Raw genomic sequence first — 21847 nt, 5'->3', positions numbered from 1 at the left:
GCCACGGAGTCGCATGATTACGTCTTTACCAAGATCTGACACATAACCCTCTTCCCTGCCCTACGATCACGGCATGAGCGGCGCAGTCAGGATTTTGTTGGTCGAGGACGATCTCGATATCGCGAACGCTCTGATACCTGCGTTGCGCCGGTACGGGTTGATGGTGACGCACGTCCGGACGGCTGCGGACGCGCTCGCCGCCGACCCTGGTGACCTCGTGCTGCTGGACCTCGGGCTCCCCGACGGCGACGGCATCAACGTGTGCCGGCAGATCCGCACGGTGTCGGACGTACCGGTGATCGCGGTGACCGCCCGAGGTGAGGCGGCCGACCGCGTCCGAGGTCTGCGCAGTGGCGCCGACGACTACGTGGTCAAGCCGTTCGCGATCTCCGAACTGCTGGCCCGCATCGATGCTGTACTTCGCCGTACCGGTTTGCTGCAGCCCCGCCCCAGGGTGACCGTCGGCGACCTGACCGTGGACATCGAGGCCCGCACGGTCCAAGTCGCCGACAAGCCCATCAGCCTGACCCGCAAGGAGTTCGACGTGCTAGCTGTGCTGGCCGCCCACCACGGCCGGGTGGTGCCGCGCGAGCAAGTGGCGCTGTACGCCTGGCAGTCCGTCTTCGAGGCTTCCTCGCGGACGATGGACGTGCACGTCGCGAGCCTGCGGGCCAAGCTCGGCCGGCCCGAACTGGTCCAGACCATCCGCGGCGTCGGCTACCGCCTCGGTTCGGACTGACCCTTGCGTCGTCGCCTGCTGCAGTCCCTCGTCCCGATGGTGATCCTGCTCGCCATCATCGCCGCCGTCCCGCTGGCCAACTTCATCGCCACCGGCGCGTCCCGCACCCTGTTCCTGTCCCGCAGCAACGACGCGGACTGGTTCGCCACGATGGCCGAGTCGCCGCTGCAGTCCAGCGACGTCGCCAGCCTGCGTGAGCTCGCGGTGCGCTACCACCAGCTCTACAACACCCCGGTCTTCGTGGTCGACGTCGACAGCCGGGTGATCGCCACCTCGCGATCCGGCGTGGTCGTGACCGAGCCCGAGATCGCCCGCGCGCTGTCCAGCACGCTGGCTGGCCGGTTGCCCGCCGAGCCGCCGGCGATGTGGCCGTGGCGCTCCGGCGACATGGTCGTGGCCCGCCCGGTCGTCAACAACGGCCGCGTCCTCGGCGCCGCCGTACTGCGGGTGCCCACCGAGCGCGCCCGCGACCAGGTGCAGAACGGCCTGCTGCTGCTCCTCGGCGGCCTGCTGATCAGCATCGGCGCCGTCGTCATCGGTATCGTCCGCCCGGTCACCCGCTGGGTACTGCGCCCGCTCAACGACCTGGACAACGCGACCCACCAGGTAACCCGCGGCGCGCTCGACACCCGCGTCTCCACCGACGGCCGTGCGCCCGAACTCCGAAGACTCGGCGACAGCTTCAACTCGATGGCGCTCAGCCTGCACCAGGCGCGACAACGCGAGCGAGAGTTCGTCGCCGACGCCTCACACCAGCTCCGTACGCCGCTGACCTCGGCCCGCATCCACATCGAGGGCCTGTCGCGGCTGTCGCCGACCGCACGGTTCGCGCTGAGCGACATCGACCGGCTCGGCCGGATCGTCCAGCGACTGTCCCGGCTGGCCGGCTCAGACCGCCCAGGTGATGCCGAGGGCAACGAAGAGCCGCTGGACCTGGCCCAGGCCGTCAAGGAGCGGCTGGTCGGCTGGAAGGCCGTCTACGCCGCCGACGACCTGGAACTGATCATCGGCGAGATGGTCCCCGGTGGCGTCGCCTCCGAGCTCGAGGTCGACGACATCCTCGACGTCCTGCTCGACAACGCCTCGAAGTACGGCGCGCCTCCGGTCGAGGTGTCGGTCCTCCGGGACGGCACCGAGGTCGTCCTCTCGGTCCGCGACCACGGCCTCGGCCTCGGCTCCCGCGACCTGAAGAAGGTCGGCGAGCGGTTCTGGCGCAGCGCGCACCACCGCGAGATGCCCGGCACCGGTCTGGGCTTGGCGATCGTCCGCTCCGAGGCCGCGCGAGTCGGCGGCCGGGTGGTGGCACGACCGCCGATCGGTGGCGGTCTGGTGATCGAGGTGCGGGTGCCGTTGATCGACGACTACGACTTGTAGTCCTGCGGACGTGGTACCGGACTCAGATGTGGTTGGTCCGGTACCAGCGCTCGGCCGCCGGGTGCAGCGGGATCGGCATCGTCGCGATCGCCGAGCGGGCGTCCAGTGAGCCCGCCTCCGGGTGGATCTTCATCAGGTCGGCCTGCCGGCGGAACATCGTGTTCAGCGTCCACCAGGCCCAGGAGTCGGACAGCCCGCGCTTGGCGAGCAGGTAGTTCGGGATGGCGAGGGTCGGTACCGCGCTGGCGAGCGAGTAGACCGACGGCGGGATCGACGACAGGATGTAGCCGCCGAAGCGCTTCAGGGCGATCTTCTCGGCGACGTCGCCGATGTCGACCAGCCGGAAGCCGATCGTGTTCTGCAGCTTCTTGATCGGGTCGGTCGGCAGGCCGCCGCTCCAGATCAGCGCGTCGATGCCGTTCTTGACGTTCGGGTTCTCCGCCTTCGCGGCGAGCATCTCGACCGCCGTCGCGAGGTTGTAGTTCACCGTCTTGACGGGCTTGAGCTTCGGGTTCGAGCCGTCGATCTTGGCCTCGGCGATGATCCGGTCGGCCACCACCTTCGTGCCTGACTGCTTCGGCCCGACGCTGACCACCTTGCCCGCGAGGCCGGCCAGGTTGGAGATCGGGGAGGCGGTCGGGACCACCACGTGCACGTAGTTGTCGTAGGCCCGGGCCAGCGCGGTGAACCGCAGGTTGCCGGTCGAGAAGATCCCCTTGCCCTCGAACGCGTCCAGCGCGGAGTCCGACAGGCTGAAGGCGATGTCCGCGCTGCCCCGGTCGAGCATCCGTAGGTTCTGCACCGAGCCCTCGGTCGGGATGGCGTCCATCTTGACCCCGGTCACCTCGGTGACCAGCTTCGCCAGGCCCGCGCCGTAGATCGCGTAGACGCCGTCCAGGTTGCCGGTGGCGATCCTGGCCGGTCCGGCCGGGGCCGGCTCGTTCGACTTTCCGCGCGAACAACCCGGCGTGATCAGGGTTGCCGCTGCGGCGGCGCCGAGGCCGAGGGCATGACGGCGATTCAGGAGGCGGGGACGGTCCATGGAGACAACCTAGAGGGCTTGTGGTTCGGAGGCTACTTACAGTGCTGGAACGAACAGGGTGTGGACGGGCCCCGGGTGGATGTGACAGCGTTGTCATCGCACCGGCCGCGAGGGCCGCGCCAGACCTTCATCGGAGGATGATTTCGTGCACGACGACCGTCAACTCATCGAGGAGCGGCTCCAGCGCGCCCTGCGGGAGCGGATCCGCCCCGCGATCTACGGCGCGGCCGTCCCACTGGACATCAAGGTGTGGCACGCGCCTGGTGAGCCGGTGCCGCCCTCGGAGGCGCTCGCGGCCTCCTACGAGCCGGCCGAGATCGGCCTGGCCTGGGGACCGGCCTGGGGCACCGCCTGGTTCCACTTCAGCGGCCAGGTGCCGGCCGAGTGGGCCGGGGCTGAGATCGAGGCGGTCATCGACCTCGGCTTCAGCGGCGGTCCGGGCTTCTCCGCGGAGGGCCTGGTGCACACCACCAAGGGCGTCCCGCTGAAGGGCCTGCACCCGCGCCAGACCTACGCGCCGCTCTCCATCCTCGGCCCGGACGGTACTGCGGCAGCGGCCGGCGACTCGATCGAGTTCTACGTCGAGGCCGCCGCCAACCCCGAGGTACTGGGGTACAACGCCTTCGCCCCGATCTCCTCCGACATGGGCTCGAAGCCGGAGCCGGGCGGCAAGCCGATCTACCAGCTGACCCGCGCCGACCTGGCCGTCTTCAACGCCGAGGTCTGGGACCTGATCCTCGACCTGGAGGCCCTCAACGGCCTGCAGAAGGAGCTGCCGAAGCAGGAGCCGCGCAGCCGCGAGATTCTCCGCGCGCTGAGCCGCGCCCTCGACGTGCTCGACTACGAGGACGTCCCCGGTACTGCGACCGACGCCCGCGCCGAGCTGACCGACGTACTGAGCCGCCCGGCCCACGCGAGCGCGCACCAGCTGTCGGCCGTCGGGCACGCGCACATCGACTCCGCCTGGCTCTGGCCGCTGCGGGAGACCCGCCGAAAGGTGGCCCGGACGATCTCCAACGTCGCCACCCTGGCCGAGGAGTACCCCGAGCTGGTCTTCGCCTTCTCGCAGGCCCAGCAGCACGCCTGGGTGAAGGACAACTACCCCGAGGTCTGGGAGCGGCTGAAGAAGGCCGTTGCCGAGGGCACGATCGTCCCGGTCGGCGGGATGTGGGTCGAGTCCGACACCAACCTGCCCGGTGGCGAGGCGCTGGCCCGGCAGTTCGTGCACGGCAAGCGGTTCTTCCTGGACGAGTACGGCATCGACACCCAGGAGGTCTGGCTGCCGGACTCGTTCGGCTACACCGCCGCGCTGCCGCAGCTGGTCAAGCTGTCCGGCTCGAAGTGGTTCCTGACCCAGAAGATCTCCTGGAACCAGAAGAACAAGTTCCCGCACCACACCTTCCTGTGGGAGGGCCTCGACGGCACCCAGGTGTTCACCCACTTCCCGCCGATCGACACCTACAACTCCGACCTGTCCGGCCGCGAGCTGGCACACGCCCAGCGCAACTTCGCCGAGAACGGCTCCGCGACCCGCTCGCTGGTCCCGTTCGGGTACGGCGACGGCGGTGGCGGCCCCACCCGCGAGTTCGTCGCGACGGCCCGCCGGGTGGCCAACCTGGAGTCCTCGCCGCGGGTGACGATCGAGTCGCCGACCGAGTTCTTCAGCGCTGCGCAGGAGGAGTACCCGAACGCGCCGGTCTGGTCGGGTGAGCTCTACCTGGAGATCCACCGCGCGACGTACACCTCGCAGGCCAAGACCAAGCAGGGCAACCGGCGCAGCGAGCACCTGCTGCGCGAGGCCGAGCTGTGGTCCGCCGCGGCCGTGGTGGCCGGCAAGCTCGACGTCTACCCGTACGAGGAGCTGGACCGGATCTGGAAGGCCGTGCTGCTGAACCAGTTCCACGACATCCTGCCGGGCAGCTCGATCGCCTGGGTGCACCGCGAGGCCGAGGCGACGTACGCGAAGCTGGCGGCCGAGCTCGAGGCGATCATCGGCAAGGCGCAGCAGGCGCTGGCCGGCACCGGTGACGCGCAGATCGTCTTCAACGGCGCGCCGCACGCCCGTGAGGGCATCGCCGGACTCGGCGCGGGAATCACGGTCGGCGAAGGCCCGGCGGCGACGATCGAGGACGGCGTTCTCGACAACGGCGTGATCCGGGTGACGATCGACGAGCGTGGCCTGATCACCAGCCTGTACGACGTGGCAGCACGCCGCGAGGTGATCGCTCCGGGCAGTACTGCGAACCTGCTGCAGCTGCACGTGGACACCCCGAACCAGTGGGATGCCTGGGACGTCGACTCGTTCTACAAGAACAACGTCCGTGACATCACCGAGGTCGACAGCGTCGAGTTCAGCACGGTCGACGGGGTCGCCACGGTCGTGGTGAAGCGTTCCTTCAACCGGTCCAGCGTCAACCAGACGCTGCGGCTGCGGCCGGGCGCGAAGCGGGTCGACATCGAGACCTCGATGGACTGGCACGAGTCGGAGAAGTTCCTCAAGGCGTCCTTCCCGGTCGACGTGCACGCCGACCGGTCGGCGTCGGAGACCCAGTTCGGGCACATCTTCCGGCCGACCCACCAGAACACCTCGTGGGACGCGGCGAAGTTCGAGATCGCGGCGCACCGCTGGCTGCACGTCGGCGAGCCCGGCTACGGCGTGGCCGTGGTCAACGACTCGACGTACGGGCACGACGTGAACCGGACCGCCCGCGAGGACGGTGGCACCACCACCACGATCCGCACCTCGCTGATCCGGGCGCCGCGCTTCCCCGACCCGCAGACCGACCAGGGCGTGCACGTGGTCAACCACGCGCTCGTCGTCGGCGCCGGGATCCCGGAGGCGATCGAGGAGGGCTACCGGATCAACCTGCCGGAGCGGGTCGTGACCGGGGCCGAGGGCACCGACCCGATCGTTGCTCTCGACAACGGCAATGTGATCGTCGAGGCGGTCAAGCTGGCCGACGACCAGTCCGGCGACGTCGTCGTCCGGCTCTACGAGTCGTCCGGCGGCCGCGCACGCACCACCCTCACCACCGGCTTCGCGGCCGGCTCGGTGACCGAGGTCGACCTGCTCGAGCGGCACCTGACCGACCGCGAACTCACCGGCAACGCGGTGAGCTTCGAGCTCCGCCCGTTCCAGATCCTCACCCTGCGCTTCACGCGCGCCTGATTCGACGCTGGAAGGGCCGCCCATGTCCCGGGGCGGCCCTTCTGCCGTTTCTCAGCTCGCTTTGGCGTTCCGCCGTACGTCGGTCCATGCCGAGTCGGTGCACAACCCACAGCCCGGCCCGGTGAACTCGGCCGCCGCGGCGCTGTTGCCGGTCAACTGGTAGGCGAACCAGGCGGTCACCACGCCGCGGAACCCGCCGCCATCACCCGTCGCCTCGGGATGTGTTGCCCCACGCAACGACCCGTAGACGGCCGGCACCTGCGGGGCCAGCAGCCACATCAACTGCACGAGAAGCGGCAGCACAATCAGGTCGTAGGATCCGGACAGGAAGAGCGCCGGCCCCTTGAGCTGACCCGGCGCCGCCAACGGCCCTGGCTGAATCGGAACGGTCGTGTCGACCCGCTGGTCCTGCCCGGCGTTGATCGCCCCCGCGCCGCCTTGCGAGTGCCCGGACGCACCGATGTGCTCCAGATCGACGTGCCGGTAGAACTCACTTCCCGGATCACGGTCGAAGCCCGCCAGCAGGTCGATCCCCGCCTTGATTTCGGTTCCACTCCCGGACTGCTCGGTGTTGGCCGCCGCGACGATGAACCCGTGACTGGCCAGGTGCCGCAGGAGTCCGCCGTAGGACTCCGGCACCTCAAAGGTCCCGTTCCCCCAGAGCACCACCGGTCGCCGCCCGGTCAGCGTCGCCGGGTAGTAGAGCGTGTGATTGGCCAAGACCTTGACCTTGACCGCCGATGGGCCAGGCTGAGCCCACCGCGGATCAACTCCACTGGCTGAGACAGCCAGGCTCTGCGAGCCTGACGCAGGCGAGGCGGCGGCGAGCGCTGGGGTGAACAGCAGGGAAGTTGCTGTCAGCAACGAGAGTGCGAGCCTCTTCATCGTGCTGCCTGGGTGGCGACGATGCGGCCGAAGGCGGCCATACCTGCCTGACTGGGATGCAGCGGTGCTGCGATCGAGCTGGGGATCAAACCCTCCAGCCACCGCGACCCAACCGGCGCGCACGCGTCATGCCCGATGCTCGGCGTCCGCAGATCGACGTACTCCGCCCCGTGCGCGGCAGCTTGCTGGGCAAGCATCGTGTTGAGCCGGTCGACCGTCGCCTGGAGATAGTTGGCGTCAGCGGACCAGACCGGCACCAGCGGCCAGCAGCCGTTCGGGCGGATGTAGGTCCCGTAGCCGGTGACCAGGATCTTCGCGTGCGGCGACAACTCACGGATCCGCTCGAGCGCGGCGCCAACTGCCGGCCCAGTCGCCGTGATGCGGGCAGCGAGCTGGTCCTTCCCGCCCGCGGTGAAGCGCGCCTTGCACGAGGAACCAGCAGGCGGCGGCAGCAGATTGATGCAGCTCAGCGCCGCGGTCACCAGTCCGGTGTCGTTCCCGCCGATGGCGACCGTCACCAAGTCGGTCGTCGATTTCAGCGAATTGAACTGCGGCGCCAGGATGCCGAACTGCCGACCGGTGAAATCAGGGATCACCGCCCCCGAGCAAGTCACGTCGGTCAACCGCGCCCCGAGTTGCTTGGCCGCGATGTGCGGGTAGTTGACGCCCGACCGCAGGCACGCGAGGTCGATCTGCCACGGGATCAGCGGCCCGGCTGCCGACGAGTCGCCGATCGCGACGTACTCCAGCGGATCCGCGGCCTGAGCGGTGGTGGTAGCCGAAGCCAGTACGCCGGCCAGCAGCGCCACCGCTCCGGCCAACCCCAGCGAGCGTCGTCCGAACATCCTCACCCTCCGCATTCTTTTGATCACCAGAAGCTTGATGAGTAATGTTCGAACACAAAGCATGGCCAGGTCGCTGGGGCGCACCCCAGACTTCAGGGGGCAACAGTTGTGACAGATCACAAACTGCTGGTCGGCGGCGTCCCCGCCCACGAGGTACTGACCAGCAATCTCGGCCGACTGGTCGACACCGTCCTGGAGCAACTGGTCACCGCGATCCCGCTCTACGCCCAGCTCCCGCACGAGGAGCTGCAAGGCGACATCCGCCGGGTCACCGACCGCACGCTGCGCGCCTTCATCGAGACGTTCCGGACCGGCCGGCCACCGACCAGCGAGTCGCTCGAACCACTCCGCGAGTCAGCCACCCGCCGAGCCGAGGAAGGTGTCCCGCTCGAAGCACTGCTGGCGGCGTACCACCTGGGCGGCCGGATCTGCGCGGATCACGTCGCCACCGGCTTCCGGCCGGAGGAGCTCGCCGACGCGCTCACCCTGAACCGGCTCATCCTCGACTTCCTCCAGCTCGTCACCGCCGCGGTCTCGTCCAGCTACTTCCAGGAACGCCAGACCATCGCCGGCGAGGACCTGGCGACCCGGCAGTCCCTCCTCGCCACCCTGCTCGACGGCGGTCCCGCGGCCGAGGTCGCCAGCCGGGCCGGCCTCCGCCTCCCCAGCCGGTACGTCGTACTCGGGCTGGCGTTCGGCGCCCACCCCGACGAGCAGCAGCCCGGCGTGGATGCCGAAATCGTTGCCCGCCGCAAGCTTCGGCGGATCCGGCTGGAGCTCGACCGCGCGCCGGCCGGACCGGCGATGTCGAGTCTGACGCCCGCTGACGGCATTGCCTTGCTGCCCGAATCCTTAATCCAGCTTGAAGAGTTGCGACTCAGGATGAGCAAAGCGTCCGGCGTTCAGGTGACCATGAGCGCGACCGCCGCGACGCCGGAGGAGATTCCGGCGGCGGTGGAGTTGGTGCGTGAGCTGCTGGACGTCGTGCGGATCTATCGACTGCCGGCCGGAGTGCACCGGCTCGAGGACCTGGTGCTCGAGTACCAGCTGACCCGGCCGAGCCCGGCACGCGATCAGCTGGCGTTGCTGCTGGCTCCGCTGATGACCCGGCCGGATCTCCTGCAGACGCTGCGCTGCTACCTCGGCCACGGCCGGAACCGGCGACAGACCGCCGCCGAGCTGCACGTCCACGCCAACACTGTCGACTACCGCCTGCGCCAGGTCGGCAAGCTCACCGGCCTCGATCCCGCCCAGACCGAGCAACTACCCCGCCTGGTCGCCGCGCTAGCTGCTCACGACGCCTCCTGACCCCGCGAGCACGCCACCGCCCACCGCGACCGCCGCCCCCGACCGCGAGCACGCCACCCGGCCGACTCCCCTCGTTCACGATGCTGTCGTAGCGTGGCAGTCAGACCTGGGAGGTGCCATGACCCCGCCTACGCCCTTGCTCGGCGCGCGCACGCTCGATCGAGAGACCGCTCGCTCGCTACCACCCGGATCGCGCCTACCAACCTTCGTGCAGACAGTGATGTTCGCCCGGCACCGCAAGACCTTCTTCCCGCAACTGCGGGCAAAGTACGGAGATGTCTTCACGATCCGGCTCGTTCCGTCCAGCCGAGTCGTCGTGGTGCTCAGCCGACCGGACCACATCCGCGAGGTGTTCAGCACCCCGCCATCAGTCGTGCACGCAGGTGAGGGCAACACCGCGCTGGCGCCGATCATGGGGCAGCACTCGCTGTTGCTGGTCGACGACGACGATCACGTCCGGATGCGACGGCAGCTGATGCCGGCCTTCAACGGGCACGCGCTGCGCGGGTACTCCGAGATGATCGCCGTCCTGGCCCGCGAGGCGGTCAAGACCTGGCCGATCGGTACGCCGTTCCGCCTGCACGAGCGGATGCGGGATCTCACCCTCGAGGTGATCCTGCAGGTGGTCTTCGGCGTCACCGACTCGGACCGGCTGGACCGGTTGCGTCCGCTGGTCGAGAAGGTGGTCTCGGTCGGGCCGGTCATGATGCTCGGCGCCTTCTACCCCAAGCTGCTCAAGCTGCCACCGTGGCGCACCTTCCTGCAGGCCCAGCAGCAGGTCGACGAGATCCTGTACGACGAGATCGCCCGCCGGCGCACGGACCCGGAGCTTGCCGAGCGCAACGACGTACTCTCCAAACTGCTTGCCGCAGGCACCTGGTCGGACATCGAGCTGCGCGACCAGCTGGTCACCCTGCTGCTCGCCGGCCACGAAACCACCGCGACCTCACTGGCCTGGGCCTTCCACGAACTGGCTCGCCGACCTGACCAGTTGCAAGCCGCCCAGCAAGCAGCAGACACGAACAACGCCGACTATCTCGAAGCCATGGGCAAAGAAGCCCTGCGCCTGCATCCGGTCGTCTACCAGGTAGGCCGCCGCCTCACCGAGCCGACCACCATCGCCGGCTACCGCCTCCCCCGCGGCACCACCCTGATGGCAGCCATGGGCCTGGTCCACGCCGACGAGCAGAACTTCCCCGGCGCCGGCACCTTCCGCCCGGAACGCTTCCTGACCGACACCCCACCGGCCGCCGGCACCTGGATCCCCTTCGGCGGCGGCACCCGGCGCTGCATCGGCGCCGGCTTCTCCCTGCTGGAGTCCACCGAGATCCTCCGCGCCGCCCTCACCCAGTACGACGTACGAGCGGTCCGGCCGGAGGCAGAAACAGCACAGCCGCGGAACGTGACCCTGGTCCCGTCCCGCGGCTGCGAGGTCATCGCGACAAAGCGCTCCTAGTCTTCGAGGTCGCCCACGTCGCCGAGGTCCACGTCCTTGAGATCGGCGAGATCGCTCTCGTCGTCCAGCTCGAACGGCTCGTCGTCGTTCACCACGTGAACCGCCGCCTCCTCGGCGCTGGCTCCCGCGCCGTCGAAGCCGACGTCCTCGGCCACCAGATCCTTCTCCTCATCGGCTCCCGCACCCTCGTCAGGCGCGACCAGCCGGCCGGAGCGGACCTCGCCGACCTCCGGACCACCGACGTTCTCGCCGTCCTCGGCGTACGGGTCGATGTCCGGCTCCTCCTGCGCGATCCGCTGGTCCAGCGTCTCGCCCTCCAGCGCCTCCTCGGCGGTGGTCCCGAAGCCTTCGCCCGCGGACCACTTCTCCGGCGGCGAGTAGCCCTCGTCGAGCAGGTCGTCCACGCCTCGGTCGTTCAGCGTGTCCGAGGCCTGCAGCTGGTCCTCGTCGTCGACGCTGTAACTGCCGTAGTCCTCACGGTTGTTCTCGGTCATGCCACCACCCTCGCTGTCCGGGCCACCTGAATCAAGGCGGCGCCCGGCAGCCCGGTGCCCATCTCACGCCACGGCATCCCTGATGATGGGCGGATGGATCCGGTCCGGCTGACCCTGGAGCAGTTGCGCGAGCTCCGCGACGACATCGCTCCGCGCGCCGCCCGGCGCTCCCGAGCCTCCGTCAACCGCCGCCTCGAGCGCTGGCGCAACCGGGCCTTCTTCATCGCCCAGTGCGCCCTGGCCGCCGCCATCGCCTGGGCGATCGCCCGGCACGCCCTGGGCCATCAGCAACCTTTCTTCGCCCCGGTCGCCGCGATGGTCTGCCTCGGCTTCAGCTTCGGTCAGCGCCTGCGCCGGGTCGCCGAGGTGATGGTCGGCGTGGCCGTCGGGGTCGGCGTCGGCGACCTGTTCGTCCGGCTGTTCGGCACCGGGGTGCTGCAGATCGTCTTCGTCGTCGCGCTCGCGATGAGCATCGCCGTACTGCTCGGCGCCGGCAACCTGATGACCACCCAGGCCGGCGTCCAGGCCGCGATCGTGACCACCCTGCTGCCCAGCGACGGCGCCGCCTTCAACCGCTGGGTGGACGCCGTCCTCGGCGGCATCGTCGCGTTGGCAGCGGCAACCATCGCGCCTGCCGCCGCAATCAGGCGCCCGAGGCAACAAGCGACCGCGGTACTGAACGAGCTGTCCGCGATCCTGGTCGAGACCGCCGACGGCCTGCGCAACCATGACGACGAGGCGGTCACCGACGCGCTCCGCCGGGCCCGCGAGTCCGAAGCCCTCCTGGACGACCTCCGCAGCGCCGCCGACGAGGGCATCGCGGTCATCCAGCTCTCCCCGTTCCGCCGCCGGCACCGCGGCCGGGTCCAGGAGATCGCCGACCTGGTGATCCCCCTCGACCGGGCGATCCGCAACATCCGGGTCCTGGTACGCCGGGCCGCCGTCTCCGTCTGGCGCGACGAGCGGATGCCCGACGAGTACCCGCTGCTGCTCGACCGCCTGGCCGACGGCACCCGCCTGATCGCCGAATCCCTGTTCGAACCGGCCGCCGACGTCGCCGCGCACCGCGTCCTGGGCGAGCTCGGCCGCCGTACCGCGGTCCTCCCGACCCCACCCGCGCTGTCCGCCGTGGTGGTCCTCGGCCAGATCCGCTCCACCATCGTCGACCTGCTCGAGCTGACCGGTACGACGTACGACGAGGCCCGCGCCTTGGTCCCGCTCCGACCTGACGGATTAGACGAGAAATAGGCGTCGAAAAAAGTTTTTCGGAATCCGCGTCATACCTGGTGAGCCCGTGCGTCTCTTAGGCATGACGATCCACCGACTGATGACAGTCATCGCCACCGAGCAGGTTCACCTGCGCCGCGATGACCGCAGTGCCAAAACCCCAGAAATCGACCGGAGCGACGCTGCCGCCAAGCAGTAAGGCGCGTACCGGACGAACGGCCAGGCGGCGTACCCGAACGATCTTCCCCACCGAGGTAGATCGCACGGAAGTCGCATGACGCTAGAGGCGCCCATTATGCGAGCGCGCCGCCTGGACCGTTACAAGAACCACCCGCTGGTCATCCTGACGCCGATTGCGCGAGGCTCAGGCCGACCCGGGTGGTTCTTTCTTTACCCGGCCTTCTCCACCACCACTTCGGTCGTCACCGAGTTCGCAATGAAGCACTCCTGATGCGACAGGTGATGCAGCCGATCCAGCACGGCCTCGTCCGGCGTCTCCCCCGCGAAAACAATGACGGGCCGCAGCGTCACCTTGGTGACCGCCACCCGGCCGGCCTCGTTCTTGGCCATCACGCCGACCGCGTGGTCGACGTAACTGTCGACCACCAGCCGCTTCTTCGCCGCGATCGCGAGGAAGGTCAGCATGTGGCACGACGACAGCGCCGCCACGAACGCCTCCTCCGGATCGACCGTGCCGGAGTCCGTGCCCAGGTACGCCGGATTGGCCGAGCCGGGCACGGTCACTCCACCGTCGAAGCGCCACTCGTGGTCGCGGTTGTAGCTCTGGTAGGTGAACTCGTGCTCACCACGGCTCCAACTGACGTCCACCACGTGCTCCGACATCGACTCACCTCTCCGCGACGGCGCCCCGGTGTCCCTTCGACGCCGTGACAGGGTTGAATCGTACGGCGAACGGCCCCGGCAGGTCGGCGACGAAGTCACTGTCGTACCGCGCTGCCATCCCGGCGACCGGGAAGTCCGTCGTCACGTACTGCGCGCCGCTGGCCAGCGCGACGCCGACCCGGCTGGTCTCGTTCGCCCGGATCGTGGACAGCGGCTCGTCGGAGCGGGTCCGGATCAGGTACCCCTTCTTGACCAGCCGCTGGATCTCCGCCTGGTTCGCACCCCGCGGGTCGTTCACCTGGGTGATCGCGGCATCCGGCTCGCCCTCGGGACCGCGGGTGAAGACCGCGCGACCCTCCAGGCTCGGCTTGCCGTCGCGGTACAGGTCGCGGATCTCGCCCGGGCCGCCGTTGTCGAAGTAGAACAGCACCTTGCCGCGGGCCTGCTTGAGCGTCGGCCAGCCCTTGGTCAGCACCGACTGCTCCAGCGTCTTGCCCGGCTTGCGGACGTCGTCCGGCGAGAGCAGCCTGTCCTCGCTGAAAACCGAGCGGATCTCGGCGTCGACGCTGTTCAGGTTGCCCAGGTCCCACGGCGGAGCCTTCACGCCGCCCGCGGCGACCACCTGCGGGTCGGACTGCTTCAGCTCGAGGTTGATCGTGATCGGCGCGGCGTTCGGGTTCTTGTCGCTCCACGCCTTGACCTGCTGCAGGCAGAGCACGAAGGTCCGGCAGTTGGTGTTGTAGTCGAAGTCCGCGATGTGCAGCACCTTGATCCCCGGCTGGGCCAGCGCCGGGTCGGTGAGCGGACCCTGACCGGTCAGCTTGCGCAGCAGCGGGTAGGTGTAGAGCCCGCCGGCCGGGTCCGGGAACAGGTCCAGCTCCAGCGACCGGACGTTCTGGTCCGCGAGCTGCTGCGGGATCGAGGCGTGCGAGTACCAGAGGTCGACGGCTCCCGGGTTCAGCTGCTGCTGCGCCTTCTGCTCGTTCGCGCTCAGCTCCCGGTGGTACGAGTTGTGCGACCCGATCTGCTGGACCTGGTTCATCCGTACGCCGGACCCGGAGGTCTGCGCCTCCGCCTTGCCCGGCAGCGCCGCACTGCCGGCGAGACCGGCGCCGGCGACGGCCACGGACGCGAGCCCCGCGACGAGTTTCCTGCTGACCTGCATCTGTTGTCTCCCTCACTCAACCCGACTGACGATCTCCAGGGTGATTGTCGTCTAGACCGGTGTCATCCGGCTGACCTCAAGCTGACAGCAAATCGTGCATTGCCGACCCTGTGCAGATGGCAACGTTGTCCCCTGCTGGAGGCACAATGAAGACCATGGTCACCACAGCCGCCGGCGAGGAGCCGGGCCCGGACGCCGGTACGGCGTACCCGCTGCGCCGGACGCCGACCCAGGACCGGGCCAACCGTCAGGTCGAGCGCATCCTGGACGCGGCCTGCGCCGAGGTGGTCGAGCGCGGCTACGACGCGGCCTCGACCAGCAGTATCGCCCGGCGCGCCGAGATCGCGGTCGGCAGCGTCTACCGCTACTTCCCGGACAAGCGCACCCTGATCCAGGCGATCGAGCGGCGCAACCAGAACCGCTACACCGAGACGGTCCGCGAGCGGCTGGCCGTGGTCGCCGACTGGCGCGAGGCGGTCGACGTCACGCTGGACACCTTCCGCGAGATGCACAACACCGACCCTGGGTTCCGCGCGGTGGTCCTGAGCGGCCTTGGCGACCCGGAGCTCGAGACGACACCGGGTGAGTTCGACGATCAGCACGCGGGCGAGTTCGCCGAGCTGCTGACGCTGCGGTTCGGGGCGACGGACAGCCACGAGTTCCGGATGAGCGTGACGCTGACGATCGCGATGGGCGAGGCGCTGGCCCACCTGGCCGACCGGGTGCCGGCCGCCGACGCGGAGTACGTGCTGGCTCAAGGCCGCCCGGCCCTGCATCACCTGCTCGAGCCGCACCTGCCGGCCGAGCCGCGGGCCTGAACTACTGCCCCCGAAATCACCAGTTGCTCGAGCCGGAGGCGCTGGCTCGAGCAACACACATTCTGAACTGCCTGAGAAGTAGGACCTACCCCTGCGACATCGCGGATCGCGGGCCGATCTGCGGCCAGTAGCTGACCTTCCCCGCGATCCGCGCCCGCCGGGGCGCCCGGATGTCGTAGCTGACGATCACCCGGTCGTTCTTGGCGTAGCTGCTCGCCGCGGCCAGCGGAATCATCCGCTGGACCTGGAACGGGCCCTCGCCGTGCCGCGTGTAGTACTCGACGGTGATCTCCAAGCACTCCGCCATCGCACCACTTTCGAGCTGTCCGCGAACCGGTCCCCGCACCCGCGTCACTCGTCCGGCTGTCTTCTCCACCCCATCACTGCGGCGCCGGACGCCCGCAACGATGTCTGCCACGATGCATGCCGTGACCAGCAGCACCAGGCCTAAACCACCGAATACAACGATAGTCAACATGGCACTCACCCCCGACGCGCCGCCCGCTGCGGCGCGGTCGTTGTCGAAACTGGCTGTACGGGCCTTCCCGTACAACGGTGAGACGGCGGCTGAGCTCAGTCGGTTCCCACGTAATGACAATTGTGGTTCAGCTGACGCCGGACATGCCGAACTGATACCGCGACGGCACCGGCCGTGACGTGCCCAGCTCTCGCTGCGCCCACTGCCAGTACTCCGCCAGCGGGTTCACGCCCTCGCGCAGCCCGGCCAGCTCGATTCCCTTGTCCAGCAAGGCTTGTGCGCCACTGGCATCGCCGATCTGCAACAAGTGCTTGACCCAGGCCAGCTCGATCCGCGGGTGCGACCGCACCGCCTCGGAGGCCTTCCGATGGATCTCGGCGGCCAGCCGGCTGTCCTGATTCTCCACAGCCCAGTCGAGGGCTTCTACATACAACGGCAGCAACTCGCGCGGCGCCTCGCTGATCGCCTGCTCCCACTCGCCTGAAGACACGGCGAGATTGCGCCGCGCCCAGACAGTCGGCCGATGCCGCAGCGACTGCTCCCAGGCTTCGACCGCACCCGCTTCGTCTTCCGCGTACCAACGGGCGACGCCACGGTGGTACCAGACCAGCCAGTCGTCATCCGTGATCGCTTCGAGCAGGTCCTTCCACCCGACCAAGGTGCCGTCCGGCGCATCCTCGGGCGACAGCGGCTCGGGCATCCGCCCTTCCAGCACCGGCAACCAGGCGCGTTCGCGGTCCGTCATCGTCTCGTCGGCGAACGGCGTACCGGCGGAGACCTTCCACCCCGTACGCCGCAACTCCAGCGCGCCCCATCCCGACCCGGTCGCCAACTGCTCAGCCGGCTCCGCATCGATGACGGTCGACCACTCTTCTTCTCGACTGGCCAACGAGGCAAGCACCGGCTCCAGTACTGCGCCCGCCGCGGCGCGCGCCTTCCCCCAGTCCTCCGCGTGCGCGGCGACCGGATCGACCGACACCCGCCCGTACGCCTCCAGCCATTGCCAGTTCGTTGCTGCAGGCAACTTCAAGTGTTCCATCTGGGTCCGGGCCAACCCGGCCTGGATCTCGGCATACCCATGCCCCTGCAGCCCCGGCGACAGCCACTCCTGCCACCTCCGCCCACCCTCGGCCTCACCCCACACGAACAACTTCCGCCCCCGCAGCAGATCCGTCGAGGCCTGCGCCAATCCGTTGCCCTCAGCATCGACCGACGCGATCCACGGCCGCTGCTCCGGCGGTACCTCGAAGAAGAAGTCGACCGCCCGCTGATGCCGCATCGGATAGGTCAGATCACTCCCCTCGTACTCCGGTACGCCGATCAGGTCGAGCCGGTTGCCGTAGCCGAACCGCCAGGCCTGGTCGGCCGGCGCCAGCACCCGCGTCTCCGGCGACTGCTCGACCGCGATGTTCGACCACCAGTACGCCGGGACCGCCTCACTCGACGGGTTCTGAATCCGCGCCCCGACGTACAGCTGGTCGGAGTCCTCGGGGAGCCAGAAGTCCAGCTGGACGACCAGGTTGCGGGTCCGCTCCAGCTCCCAGAGGCGCAGCACCGGCGTACCGTCCGGGCCGTCGACGCGGGCCGCGTGCATCGGTGAGCAGGTGCCGGTCCAGTGACCGGTGCTGCCGAGGTTCCACTCGACGCCGCCCGCGAACCAGGCATTGCGCAGCGCGAGGTTGGCCGGCTGGAGCACCGGGTTGCGGTACAGCAACTCCTGGCCGCTCGGCTTGTGCACCAAGGAGTAGAGCCGGCCGCCGAGACTCGGCAGGATCGTTGCGCGGAGGTGACTGTTCTCCAGCACCAGCGACGGCAGCGCGCGCTCGACCAGCTCGCGGTCGTAGCCGTCCTGGTCGAGACAGGGCAGGGTGCCACCGAGTTGCCCAAAGCCGATGTTCCCGCGCATCTCCGGCGACAGCTCGGCGAGGTTGTCGATCTGATGCAGCTCCTGCACCGAGCGCAGTGGCGGCAGCGGGTTCTCCGTGCCGAAACCAGCGACGGGCAGAACCAGGTCTTGCGCGGAAAGGGTCGTCACCAGGTAAATACTTGCAACTTTGCGCAGTTACGTCCAGCGCGCCCGGAGGTCGGCTATACATGGACGACCGACGCGAGGGGATGGGCACCGATGGATGCAGATGTGATCGTGGTGGGAGCCGGCCTGGCCGGGCTGGCCGCCACCGCCGAGCTGGCCGACGCGGGCAAGAAGGTGCTGCTGCTCGACCAGGAACCGGAAGCCTCCCTGGGCGGGCAGGCGTTCTGGTCGTTCGGCGGCCTGATGTTCGTGGACTCACCCGAGCAGCGCCGGATGGGCATCAAGGACTCCCGCGATCTGGCATTCCAGGACTGGCTCGGCTCGGCCGGTTTCGACCGGCTGGACGACGAGGACAAGTGGGCCCGGCGGTGGGCCGAGGCGTACGTCGACTTCGCGGCGGGCGAGAAGCGGCCGTGGCTGCACGCCCAGGGTGTCCGGTTCTTCCCGGTGGTCGGCTGGGCCGAGCGCGGCGGCTACAACGCCGACGGCCACGGCAACTCGGTCCCGCGCTTCCACATCACCTGGGGCACCGGCCCGGGCCTGGTCGCGCCGTTCGAGCGCAGGGTCCGTGAGGCTGTCGCCAAGGGGCTGGTGGAGTTCAGGTTCCGGCACCGGGTCGACGAGCTGACCGTGACCGGCGGGGTCGTCGACGGCGTCTCGGGCAAGGTGCTCGAGCCGAGCACCGTCGAGCGCGGCGTCTCCAGTTCGCGGACCGAGGTGGAGGACTTCGCGCTGACCGCGCAGGCGGTGATCGTCACCTCCGGCGGTATCGGTGGCAACCACGACCTGGTCCGCGCCTCGTGGCCGGAGCGGATGGGCAAACCGCCGAAGGAGATGATCTCCGGCGTACCGGCGCACGTCGACGGCCGGATGCTGGCCATCACCGAGGCGGCCGGCGGCCGGCACGTGAACCGCGACCGGATGTGGCACTACACCGAGGGCATCCGGAACTGGGACCCGATCTGGCCGCTGCACGGGATCCGGATCCTGCCCGGCCCGTCCTCGCTCTGGTTCGATGCCACCGGCAAGCGTCTGCCGGTGCCGTTGTTCCCCGGCTTCGACACCCTCGGCACCCTCGAGCACATCATGAGCACCGGCTACGACTACAGCTGGTTCGTGCTCACCCAGAAGATCATCGAGAAGGAGTTCGCGCTCTCCGGCCAGGAGCAGAACCCGGATCTGACCGGCAAGGACATCAAGGGCGTGCTCGGCCGGGCCAAGGGCGGCGCGACCGCGCCGGTCCAGGCGTTCATGGACAAGGGCGCCGACTTCGTCGTCCGGAACAACCTGTCCGACCTGGTCCGCGGCATGAACGAGGTGACCGGCACCGACCTGATCCAGTACTCCGAACTGGAGCGCCAGATCCTGGCCCGGGACCGGGAGATGGACAACACCTTCACCAAGGACCTGCAGGTCACCGCGCTGCGCGGCGCCCGCAACTACCGCGGCGACAAGCTGATCCGGGTCGCGCCGCCGCACAAGATCCTCGACCCGAAGGCCGGCCCGCTGATCGCGGTCAAGCTCAACATCCTCACCCGCAAGTCGCTCGGCGGCCTGCAGACCGACCTCGACGCCCGGGTACTGCGCTCCGACGGCACGCCGCTGCCCGGTGTCTACGCGGCGGGAGAGGTGTCCGGCTTCGGCGGCGGCGGGATCCACGGGTACCGGTCGCTCGAAGGCACCTTCGTCGGAGGATGCCTCTTCACCGGCCGGACCGCGGGTCGCGCCGCCGCCAAAGCAGTGTCCTGAGCACCCACCCGGACAGGGGATCTTGTGTGCTCCGATCCCCTGTCCGGGTATCGACCCGGCTCCTAGCGTTGCGCCCAGTCAACCCTGGGAGGACCCGCCATGCGCCGCCTCGCTCTGTCCGTCACCGTCCTGCTGCTGGCCGGCGGAATCGCCGTTCCGGCCGAGGCCCACGGCTGTCCACGCCTTCGGGTGCCCGGTACGCAGTACCAGGTGGTGGCGTGTCTGGACGACCTGACGACGGCGGGAACGGTCGCGTCCGGGCACACCAACCCGGCTGACTATGCGGGGCTGACGCACGCGGCGCTGCCGCAGCAGTCGGGCGTGCGCGGAGTACAGATCGACGGGTACTTCCCGGACAGCTCGCGGACGAACACCAACCACGGGTGGAACCACGACTCGCAGTACGTGATCAGGCTGCCGGAGAAGTGGAACGGCGGACTGGTGGTGGCGGGCTCACCCGGCGTCCGGGCGCAGTACGCGAACGACCGGGCGATCTCCGACTGGGTGCTCGCGAAGGGCTACGCGTTCGCGGCGACCGACAAGGGCAACACCGGCGCGAACTTCTTCACCGACGGAGTGCGGCCGGGTGATGCGATCGTCGAGTGGAACCAGCGGATGACCCAGCTGACCCGGGCCGCGCGGGCTGTCGTCGCCCAGCGCTACGGACGCGCGCCCCGCGAGGTGGTGGCCGCCGGGATCTCCAACGGTGGCTATCTGGTCCGCTGGCAGTTGGAGAACCATCCGGAGCTCTACACCCGAGGCGTCGATCTCGAAGGCACCCTGTGGACTGTGCGGGGACCGAACCTGTTCACCTTCCTGCCGCCCGCGATCAAAGGCTATGAACAGCAACAGCCCGCGCTGATCACCAAGGCCGGCTTCGATCCCCGCTCCGACTTCCTCTGGGACTTCCACTACTCGGTCTACTGGAAGCTGACCCAGCGGATCTACGCGGCTGAGCTCGATCCGACGTACGCCGGAACCGAGGCGGACTACGACTACGCGTCCCGACCCGCGGCGCAGCAGGCTGTCCGGCGGATCGCCCTGACCGGCAAGATCGGCCGACCACTGACGACGTACCACGGCACGCTCGACAGCCTGTTGCCGATCAGCCAGGACTCCGACACGTACGCCGAGCTGGTGCGGCGGGCGGGGCGGTCGCGACTGCTGACCTACCAGCGGGTCGAGGCGGGCAATCACGTCGACGGTCTCGTCGACGCCCACCCCGACCGGCTGGTACCGCTGGTTCCCCTGCTGCAGCAGGCGATCGCAGGTTAGAACACCATCGTCAGGAGGTCGGCGAACAGCTCGTGCTCGTCGACCTCCAGGCCACGGTTGGTGAACCACGTGCACATGTTGTGGCAGTCCCGCAGCAGGAAGTCCATCCCCTTCGGGTTGCCGACGATGTCGACCACCTGCGGGAGATCGATCATCACGATCCGGTCGCCCTGGGCCAGCACGTTGTACGGCGACAGGTCTCCGTGGGCCAACCCCGCCCTGGCCAACTCGCGCATGCCGTCCCGGAGCTGCTCGTAGTACGAGGTGAGCAGCTCCCCCTTGGGCCGGACCTGCGCCAACCGCGGCGCCGCGCCGCCGTCACCGTCGTCGATGAACTCCATCAGCAGTTCGGTGCCGTCGACCTGGACCGGGTACGGCACCGGGACACCGGCCTTCCAGAGCATGCAGAGCGCGCCCCACTCCGCATAGGCCCATTGCCCGGCCGCGACGCTCCTGCCGTGCGACGACTTCTTCGCCATCGCGCGGGCGTCCCGGCTGTTGCGAGTACGCCGGCCCTCGACGTACGACGTACTGCGGTGGAACGAGCGGTGCTCTTCGCCGCGGTACCGCTTGGCGGCCAGCAACGACCGCTTCGCCGGGTTGTCGCCGATCTGGGCGACCGCCCGCTCGACCAGGAAGACATCGGCTTCCTTGCCAGTTTTGAGGATGCCGAGCTCGGTATCGATCGCGGCCTGTTCCGTCACAACCCACGAAGGACGTGGCTGCGCCGTCGAATGGGGGCCACGAGAACCGCGCTCGACATCCAGCCAGGTGGACCAGCGCTGATCGGCCGCGAGTTCTTCTTCTACTTCGCTGAAGTTGAAGACGAAGGCGTCGGCGACCTCTGGTTCGCTGGTTTCGTCGGTGAGGTCAGGAAAGAACGGTGGTTCGGTACGAAAGACGTCGGAAGACATCGGATGTGCTCCTGGAGAAAGAAGTGAGGCTGAC

The 21847-nt window shown here is 68.9% G+C and carries 19 protein-coding genes; 9 read left to right on the top strand and 10 right to left on the bottom strand.

What is annotated here, in order from left to right:
• The first annotated feature begins 73 nt into the window (after positions 1 to 73).
• On the top strand, positions 74 to 739 hold the full coding sequence (locus AB0P21_RS37800; protein ID WP_012918592.1) for a response regulator transcription factor: 666 nt from the start codon (positions 74 to 76) through the stop codon (positions 737 to 739).
• 3 nt (positions 740 to 742) lie between these two features.
• Complete coding sequence (locus AB0P21_RS37795; protein ID WP_363703673.1) at positions 743 to 2113, top strand: ATP-binding protein; 1371 nt, start codon at positions 743 to 745, stop codon at positions 2111 to 2113.
• A gap of 22 nt (positions 2114 to 2135) precedes the next feature.
• On the opposite strand, the gene AB0P21_RS37790 is transcribed toward AB0P21_RS37795, so the two are convergent.
• Positions 2136 to 3155 (bottom strand): TAXI family TRAP transporter solute-binding subunit, encoded by a 1020-nt coding sequence (locus AB0P21_RS37790; RefSeq protein ID WP_363703671.1) that lies wholly within the window; start codon positions 3153 to 3155, stop codon positions 2136 to 2138.
• Between the two features lie 145 nt (positions 3156 to 3300).
• Here AB0P21_RS37790 and AB0P21_RS37785 point away from each other — a divergent pair, with 145 nt between their 5' ends.
• Complete coding sequence (locus tag AB0P21_RS37785) at positions 3301 to 6324, top strand: glycoside hydrolase family 38 C-terminal domain-containing protein (protein ID WP_363703669.1); 3024 nt, start codon at positions 3301 to 3303, stop codon at positions 6322 to 6324.
• Between the two features lie 51 nt (positions 6325 to 6375).
• On the opposite strand, the gene AB0P21_RS37780 is transcribed toward AB0P21_RS37785, so the two are convergent.
• Together AB0P21_RS37780 and AB0P21_RS37775 are read right to left on the bottom strand one after the other, a co-directional pair.
• Positions 6376 to 7209 (bottom strand): hypothetical protein, encoded by an 834-nt coding sequence (locus tag AB0P21_RS37780; RefSeq protein WP_363703667.1) that lies wholly within the window; start codon positions 7207 to 7209, stop codon positions 6376 to 6378.
• Positions 7206 to 8054 (bottom strand): SGNH/GDSL hydrolase family protein, encoded by an 849-nt coding sequence (locus AB0P21_RS37775; protein ID WP_363703665.1) that lies wholly within the window; start codon positions 8052 to 8054, stop codon positions 7206 to 7208. The genes AB0P21_RS37780 and AB0P21_RS37775 overlap by 4 nt, the downstream gene beginning before the upstream one ends.
• A gap of 108 nt (positions 8055 to 8162) precedes the next feature.
• Here AB0P21_RS37775 and AB0P21_RS37770 point away from each other — a divergent pair, with 108 nt between their 5' ends.
• Both AB0P21_RS37770 and AB0P21_RS37765 read left to right on the top strand, forming a co-directional pair.
• Complete coding sequence (locus tag AB0P21_RS37770) at positions 8163 to 9362, top strand: helix-turn-helix domain-containing protein (RefSeq protein WP_363703663.1); 1200 nt, start codon at positions 8163 to 8165, stop codon at positions 9360 to 9362.
• 118 nt (positions 9363 to 9480) lie between these two features.
• Positions 9481 to 10818 (top strand): cytochrome P450, encoded by a 1338-nt coding sequence (locus AB0P21_RS37765; protein ID WP_363703661.1) that lies wholly within the window; start codon positions 9481 to 9483, stop codon positions 10816 to 10818.
• Here AB0P21_RS37765 and AB0P21_RS37760 read toward each other — a convergent pair.
• Positions 10815 to 11312 carry a DUF5709 domain-containing protein gene (locus AB0P21_RS37760; RefSeq protein WP_363703659.1) on the bottom strand — a complete coding sequence of 166 codons (498 nt, stop codon included), beginning with the start codon at positions 11310 to 11312 and terminating at the stop codon, positions 10815 to 10817. The genes AB0P21_RS37765 and AB0P21_RS37760 overlap by 4 nt on opposite strands.
• 93 nt (positions 11313 to 11405) lie before the next feature.
• On the opposite strand from AB0P21_RS37760, the gene AB0P21_RS37755 reads away from it, so the two are divergent.
• Positions 11406 to 12560, top strand: coding sequence for an FUSC family protein (locus AB0P21_RS37755; RefSeq protein ID WP_363703657.1), 1155 nt, complete (start codon positions 11406 to 11408; stop codon positions 12558 to 12560).
• 55 nt (positions 12561 to 12615) lie between these two features.
• On the opposite strand, the gene AB0P21_RS37750 is transcribed toward AB0P21_RS37755, so the two are convergent.
• From AB0P21_RS37750 to AB0P21_RS37740, 3 genes are all read right to left on the bottom strand, one after another.
• Positions 12616 to 12789 (bottom strand): hypothetical protein, encoded by a 174-nt coding sequence (locus tag AB0P21_RS37750; protein WP_363703655.1) that lies wholly within the window; start codon positions 12787 to 12789, stop codon positions 12616 to 12618.
• Positions 12790 to 12929: 140 nt separating this feature from the next.
• Positions 12930 to 13382 (bottom strand): OsmC family protein, encoded by a 453-nt coding sequence (locus tag AB0P21_RS37745; RefSeq protein WP_363703653.1) that lies wholly within the window; start codon positions 13380 to 13382, stop codon positions 12930 to 12932.
• Positions 13383 to 13386: 4 nt separating this feature from the next.
• The gene (locus tag AB0P21_RS37740; protein ID WP_363703651.1) at positions 13387 to 14547 is read right to left on the bottom strand and encodes a phosphatidylinositol-specific phospholipase C1-like protein; all 1161 of its coding nucleotides are present in this window, start codon (positions 14545 to 14547) and stop codon (positions 13387 to 13389) included.
• A 155-nt stretch (positions 14548 to 14702) separates the two neighbouring features.
• Here AB0P21_RS37740 and AB0P21_RS37735 point away from each other — a divergent pair, with 155 nt between their 5' ends.
• Complete coding sequence (locus tag AB0P21_RS37735; protein ID WP_363703649.1) at positions 14703 to 15365, top strand: TetR/AcrR family transcriptional regulator; 663 nt, start codon at positions 14703 to 14705, stop codon at positions 15363 to 15365.
• Between the two features lie 85 nt (positions 15366 to 15450).
• On the opposite strand, the gene AB0P21_RS37730 is transcribed toward AB0P21_RS37735, so the two are convergent.
• Together AB0P21_RS37730 and AB0P21_RS37725 are read right to left on the bottom strand one after the other, a co-directional pair.
• On the bottom strand, positions 15451 to 15843 hold the full coding sequence (locus AB0P21_RS37730) for a DUF3592 domain-containing protein (RefSeq protein WP_363703647.1): 393 nt from the start codon (positions 15841 to 15843) through the stop codon (positions 15451 to 15453).
• A 127-nt stretch (positions 15844 to 15970) separates the two neighbouring features.
• Positions 15971 to 17878: a DUF5107 domain-containing protein gene (locus tag AB0P21_RS37725; protein WP_363703645.1), complete on the bottom strand. Its 1908-nt coding sequence runs from the start codon at positions 17876 to 17878 to the stop codon at positions 15971 to 15973.
• 90 nt (positions 17879 to 17968) lie between these two features.
• On the opposite strand from AB0P21_RS37725, the gene AB0P21_RS37720 reads away from it, so the two are divergent.
• Both AB0P21_RS37720 and AB0P21_RS37715 read left to right on the top strand, forming a co-directional pair.
• Positions 17969 to 19624, top strand: coding sequence for an FAD-binding dehydrogenase (locus AB0P21_RS37720; RefSeq protein ID WP_363703643.1), 1656 nt, complete (start codon positions 17969 to 17971; stop codon positions 19622 to 19624).
• 99 nt (positions 19625 to 19723) lie between these two features.
• Positions 19724 to 20899, top strand: coding sequence for a tannase/feruloyl esterase family alpha/beta hydrolase (locus tag AB0P21_RS37715; RefSeq protein ID WP_363703641.1), 1176 nt, complete (start codon positions 19724 to 19726; stop codon positions 20897 to 20899).
• Here AB0P21_RS37715 and AB0P21_RS37710 read toward each other — a convergent pair.
• On the bottom strand, positions 20896 to 21813 hold the full coding sequence (locus tag AB0P21_RS37710) for an RIO1 family regulatory kinase/ATPase (protein ID WP_363703639.1): 918 nt from the start codon (positions 21811 to 21813) through the stop codon (positions 20896 to 20898). The genes AB0P21_RS37715 and AB0P21_RS37710 overlap by 4 nt on opposite strands.
• Positions 21814 to 21847 lie beyond the last annotated feature (34 nt).

The organism is Kribbella sp. NPDC056861 (assembly GCF_040687575.1).
Classification (GTDB): domain Bacteria; phylum Actinomycetota; class Actinomycetes; order Propionibacteriales; family Kribbellaceae; genus Kribbella.
Note: the sequence above shows the minus strand (reverse complement) of the source record. Positions and strands in the feature narration are given on the sequence as shown.

Bases quoted from the DNA above. Each gene is read 5' to 3' on its own strand.
- AB0P21_RS37800 (WP_012918592.1), top strand. From the start codon at position 74: ATGAGCGGCGCAGTCAGGATTTTGTTGGTCGAGGACGATCTCGATATC.
- AB0P21_RS37790 (WP_363703671.1), bottom strand. From the start codon at position 3,155: ATGGACCGTCCCCGCCTCCTGAATCGCCGTCATGCCCTCGGCCTCGGC.
- AB0P21_RS37780 (WP_363703667.1), bottom strand. From the start codon at position 7,209: ATGAAGAGGCTCGCACTCTCGTTGCTGACAGCAACTTCCCTGCTGTTC.
- AB0P21_RS37775 (WP_363703665.1), bottom strand. From the start codon at position 8,054: ATGTTCGGACGACGCTCGCTGGGGTTGGCCGGAGCGGTGGCGCTGCTG.
- AB0P21_RS37765 (WP_363703661.1), top strand. From the start codon at position 9,481: ATGACCCCGCCTACGCCCTTGCTCGGCGCGCGCACGCTCGATCGAGAG.
- AB0P21_RS37760 (WP_363703659.1), bottom strand. From the start codon at position 11,312: ATGACCGAGAACAACCGTGAGGACTACGGCAGTTACAGCGTCGACGAC.
- AB0P21_RS37755 (WP_363703657.1), top strand. From the start codon at position 11,406: ATGGATCCGGTCCGGCTGACCCTGGAGCAGTTGCGCGAGCTCCGCGAC.
- AB0P21_RS37745 (WP_363703653.1), bottom strand. From the start codon at position 13,382: ATGTCGGAGCACGTGGTGGACGTCAGTTGGAGCCGTGGTGAGCACGAG.
- AB0P21_RS37740 (WP_363703651.1), bottom strand. From the start codon at position 14,547: ATGCAGGTCAGCAGGAAACTCGTCGCGGGGCTCGCGTCCGTGGCCGTC.
- AB0P21_RS37735 (WP_363703649.1), top strand. From the start codon at position 14,703: ATGGTCACCACAGCCGCCGGCGAGGAGCCGGGCCCGGACGCCGGTACG.
- AB0P21_RS37730 (WP_363703647.1), bottom strand. From the start codon at position 15,843: ATGTTGACTATCGTTGTATTCGGTGGTTTAGGCCTGGTGCTGCTGGTC.
- AB0P21_RS37720 (WP_363703643.1), top strand. From the start codon at position 17,969: ATGGATGCAGATGTGATCGTGGTGGGAGCCGGCCTGGCCGGGCTGGCC.
- AB0P21_RS37715 (WP_363703641.1), top strand. From the start codon at position 19,724: ATGCGCCGCCTCGCTCTGTCCGTCACCGTCCTGCTGCTGGCCGGCGGA.
- AB0P21_RS37710 (WP_363703639.1), bottom strand. From the start codon at position 21,813: ATGTCTTCCGACGTCTTTCGTACCGAACCACCGTTCTTTCCTGACCTC.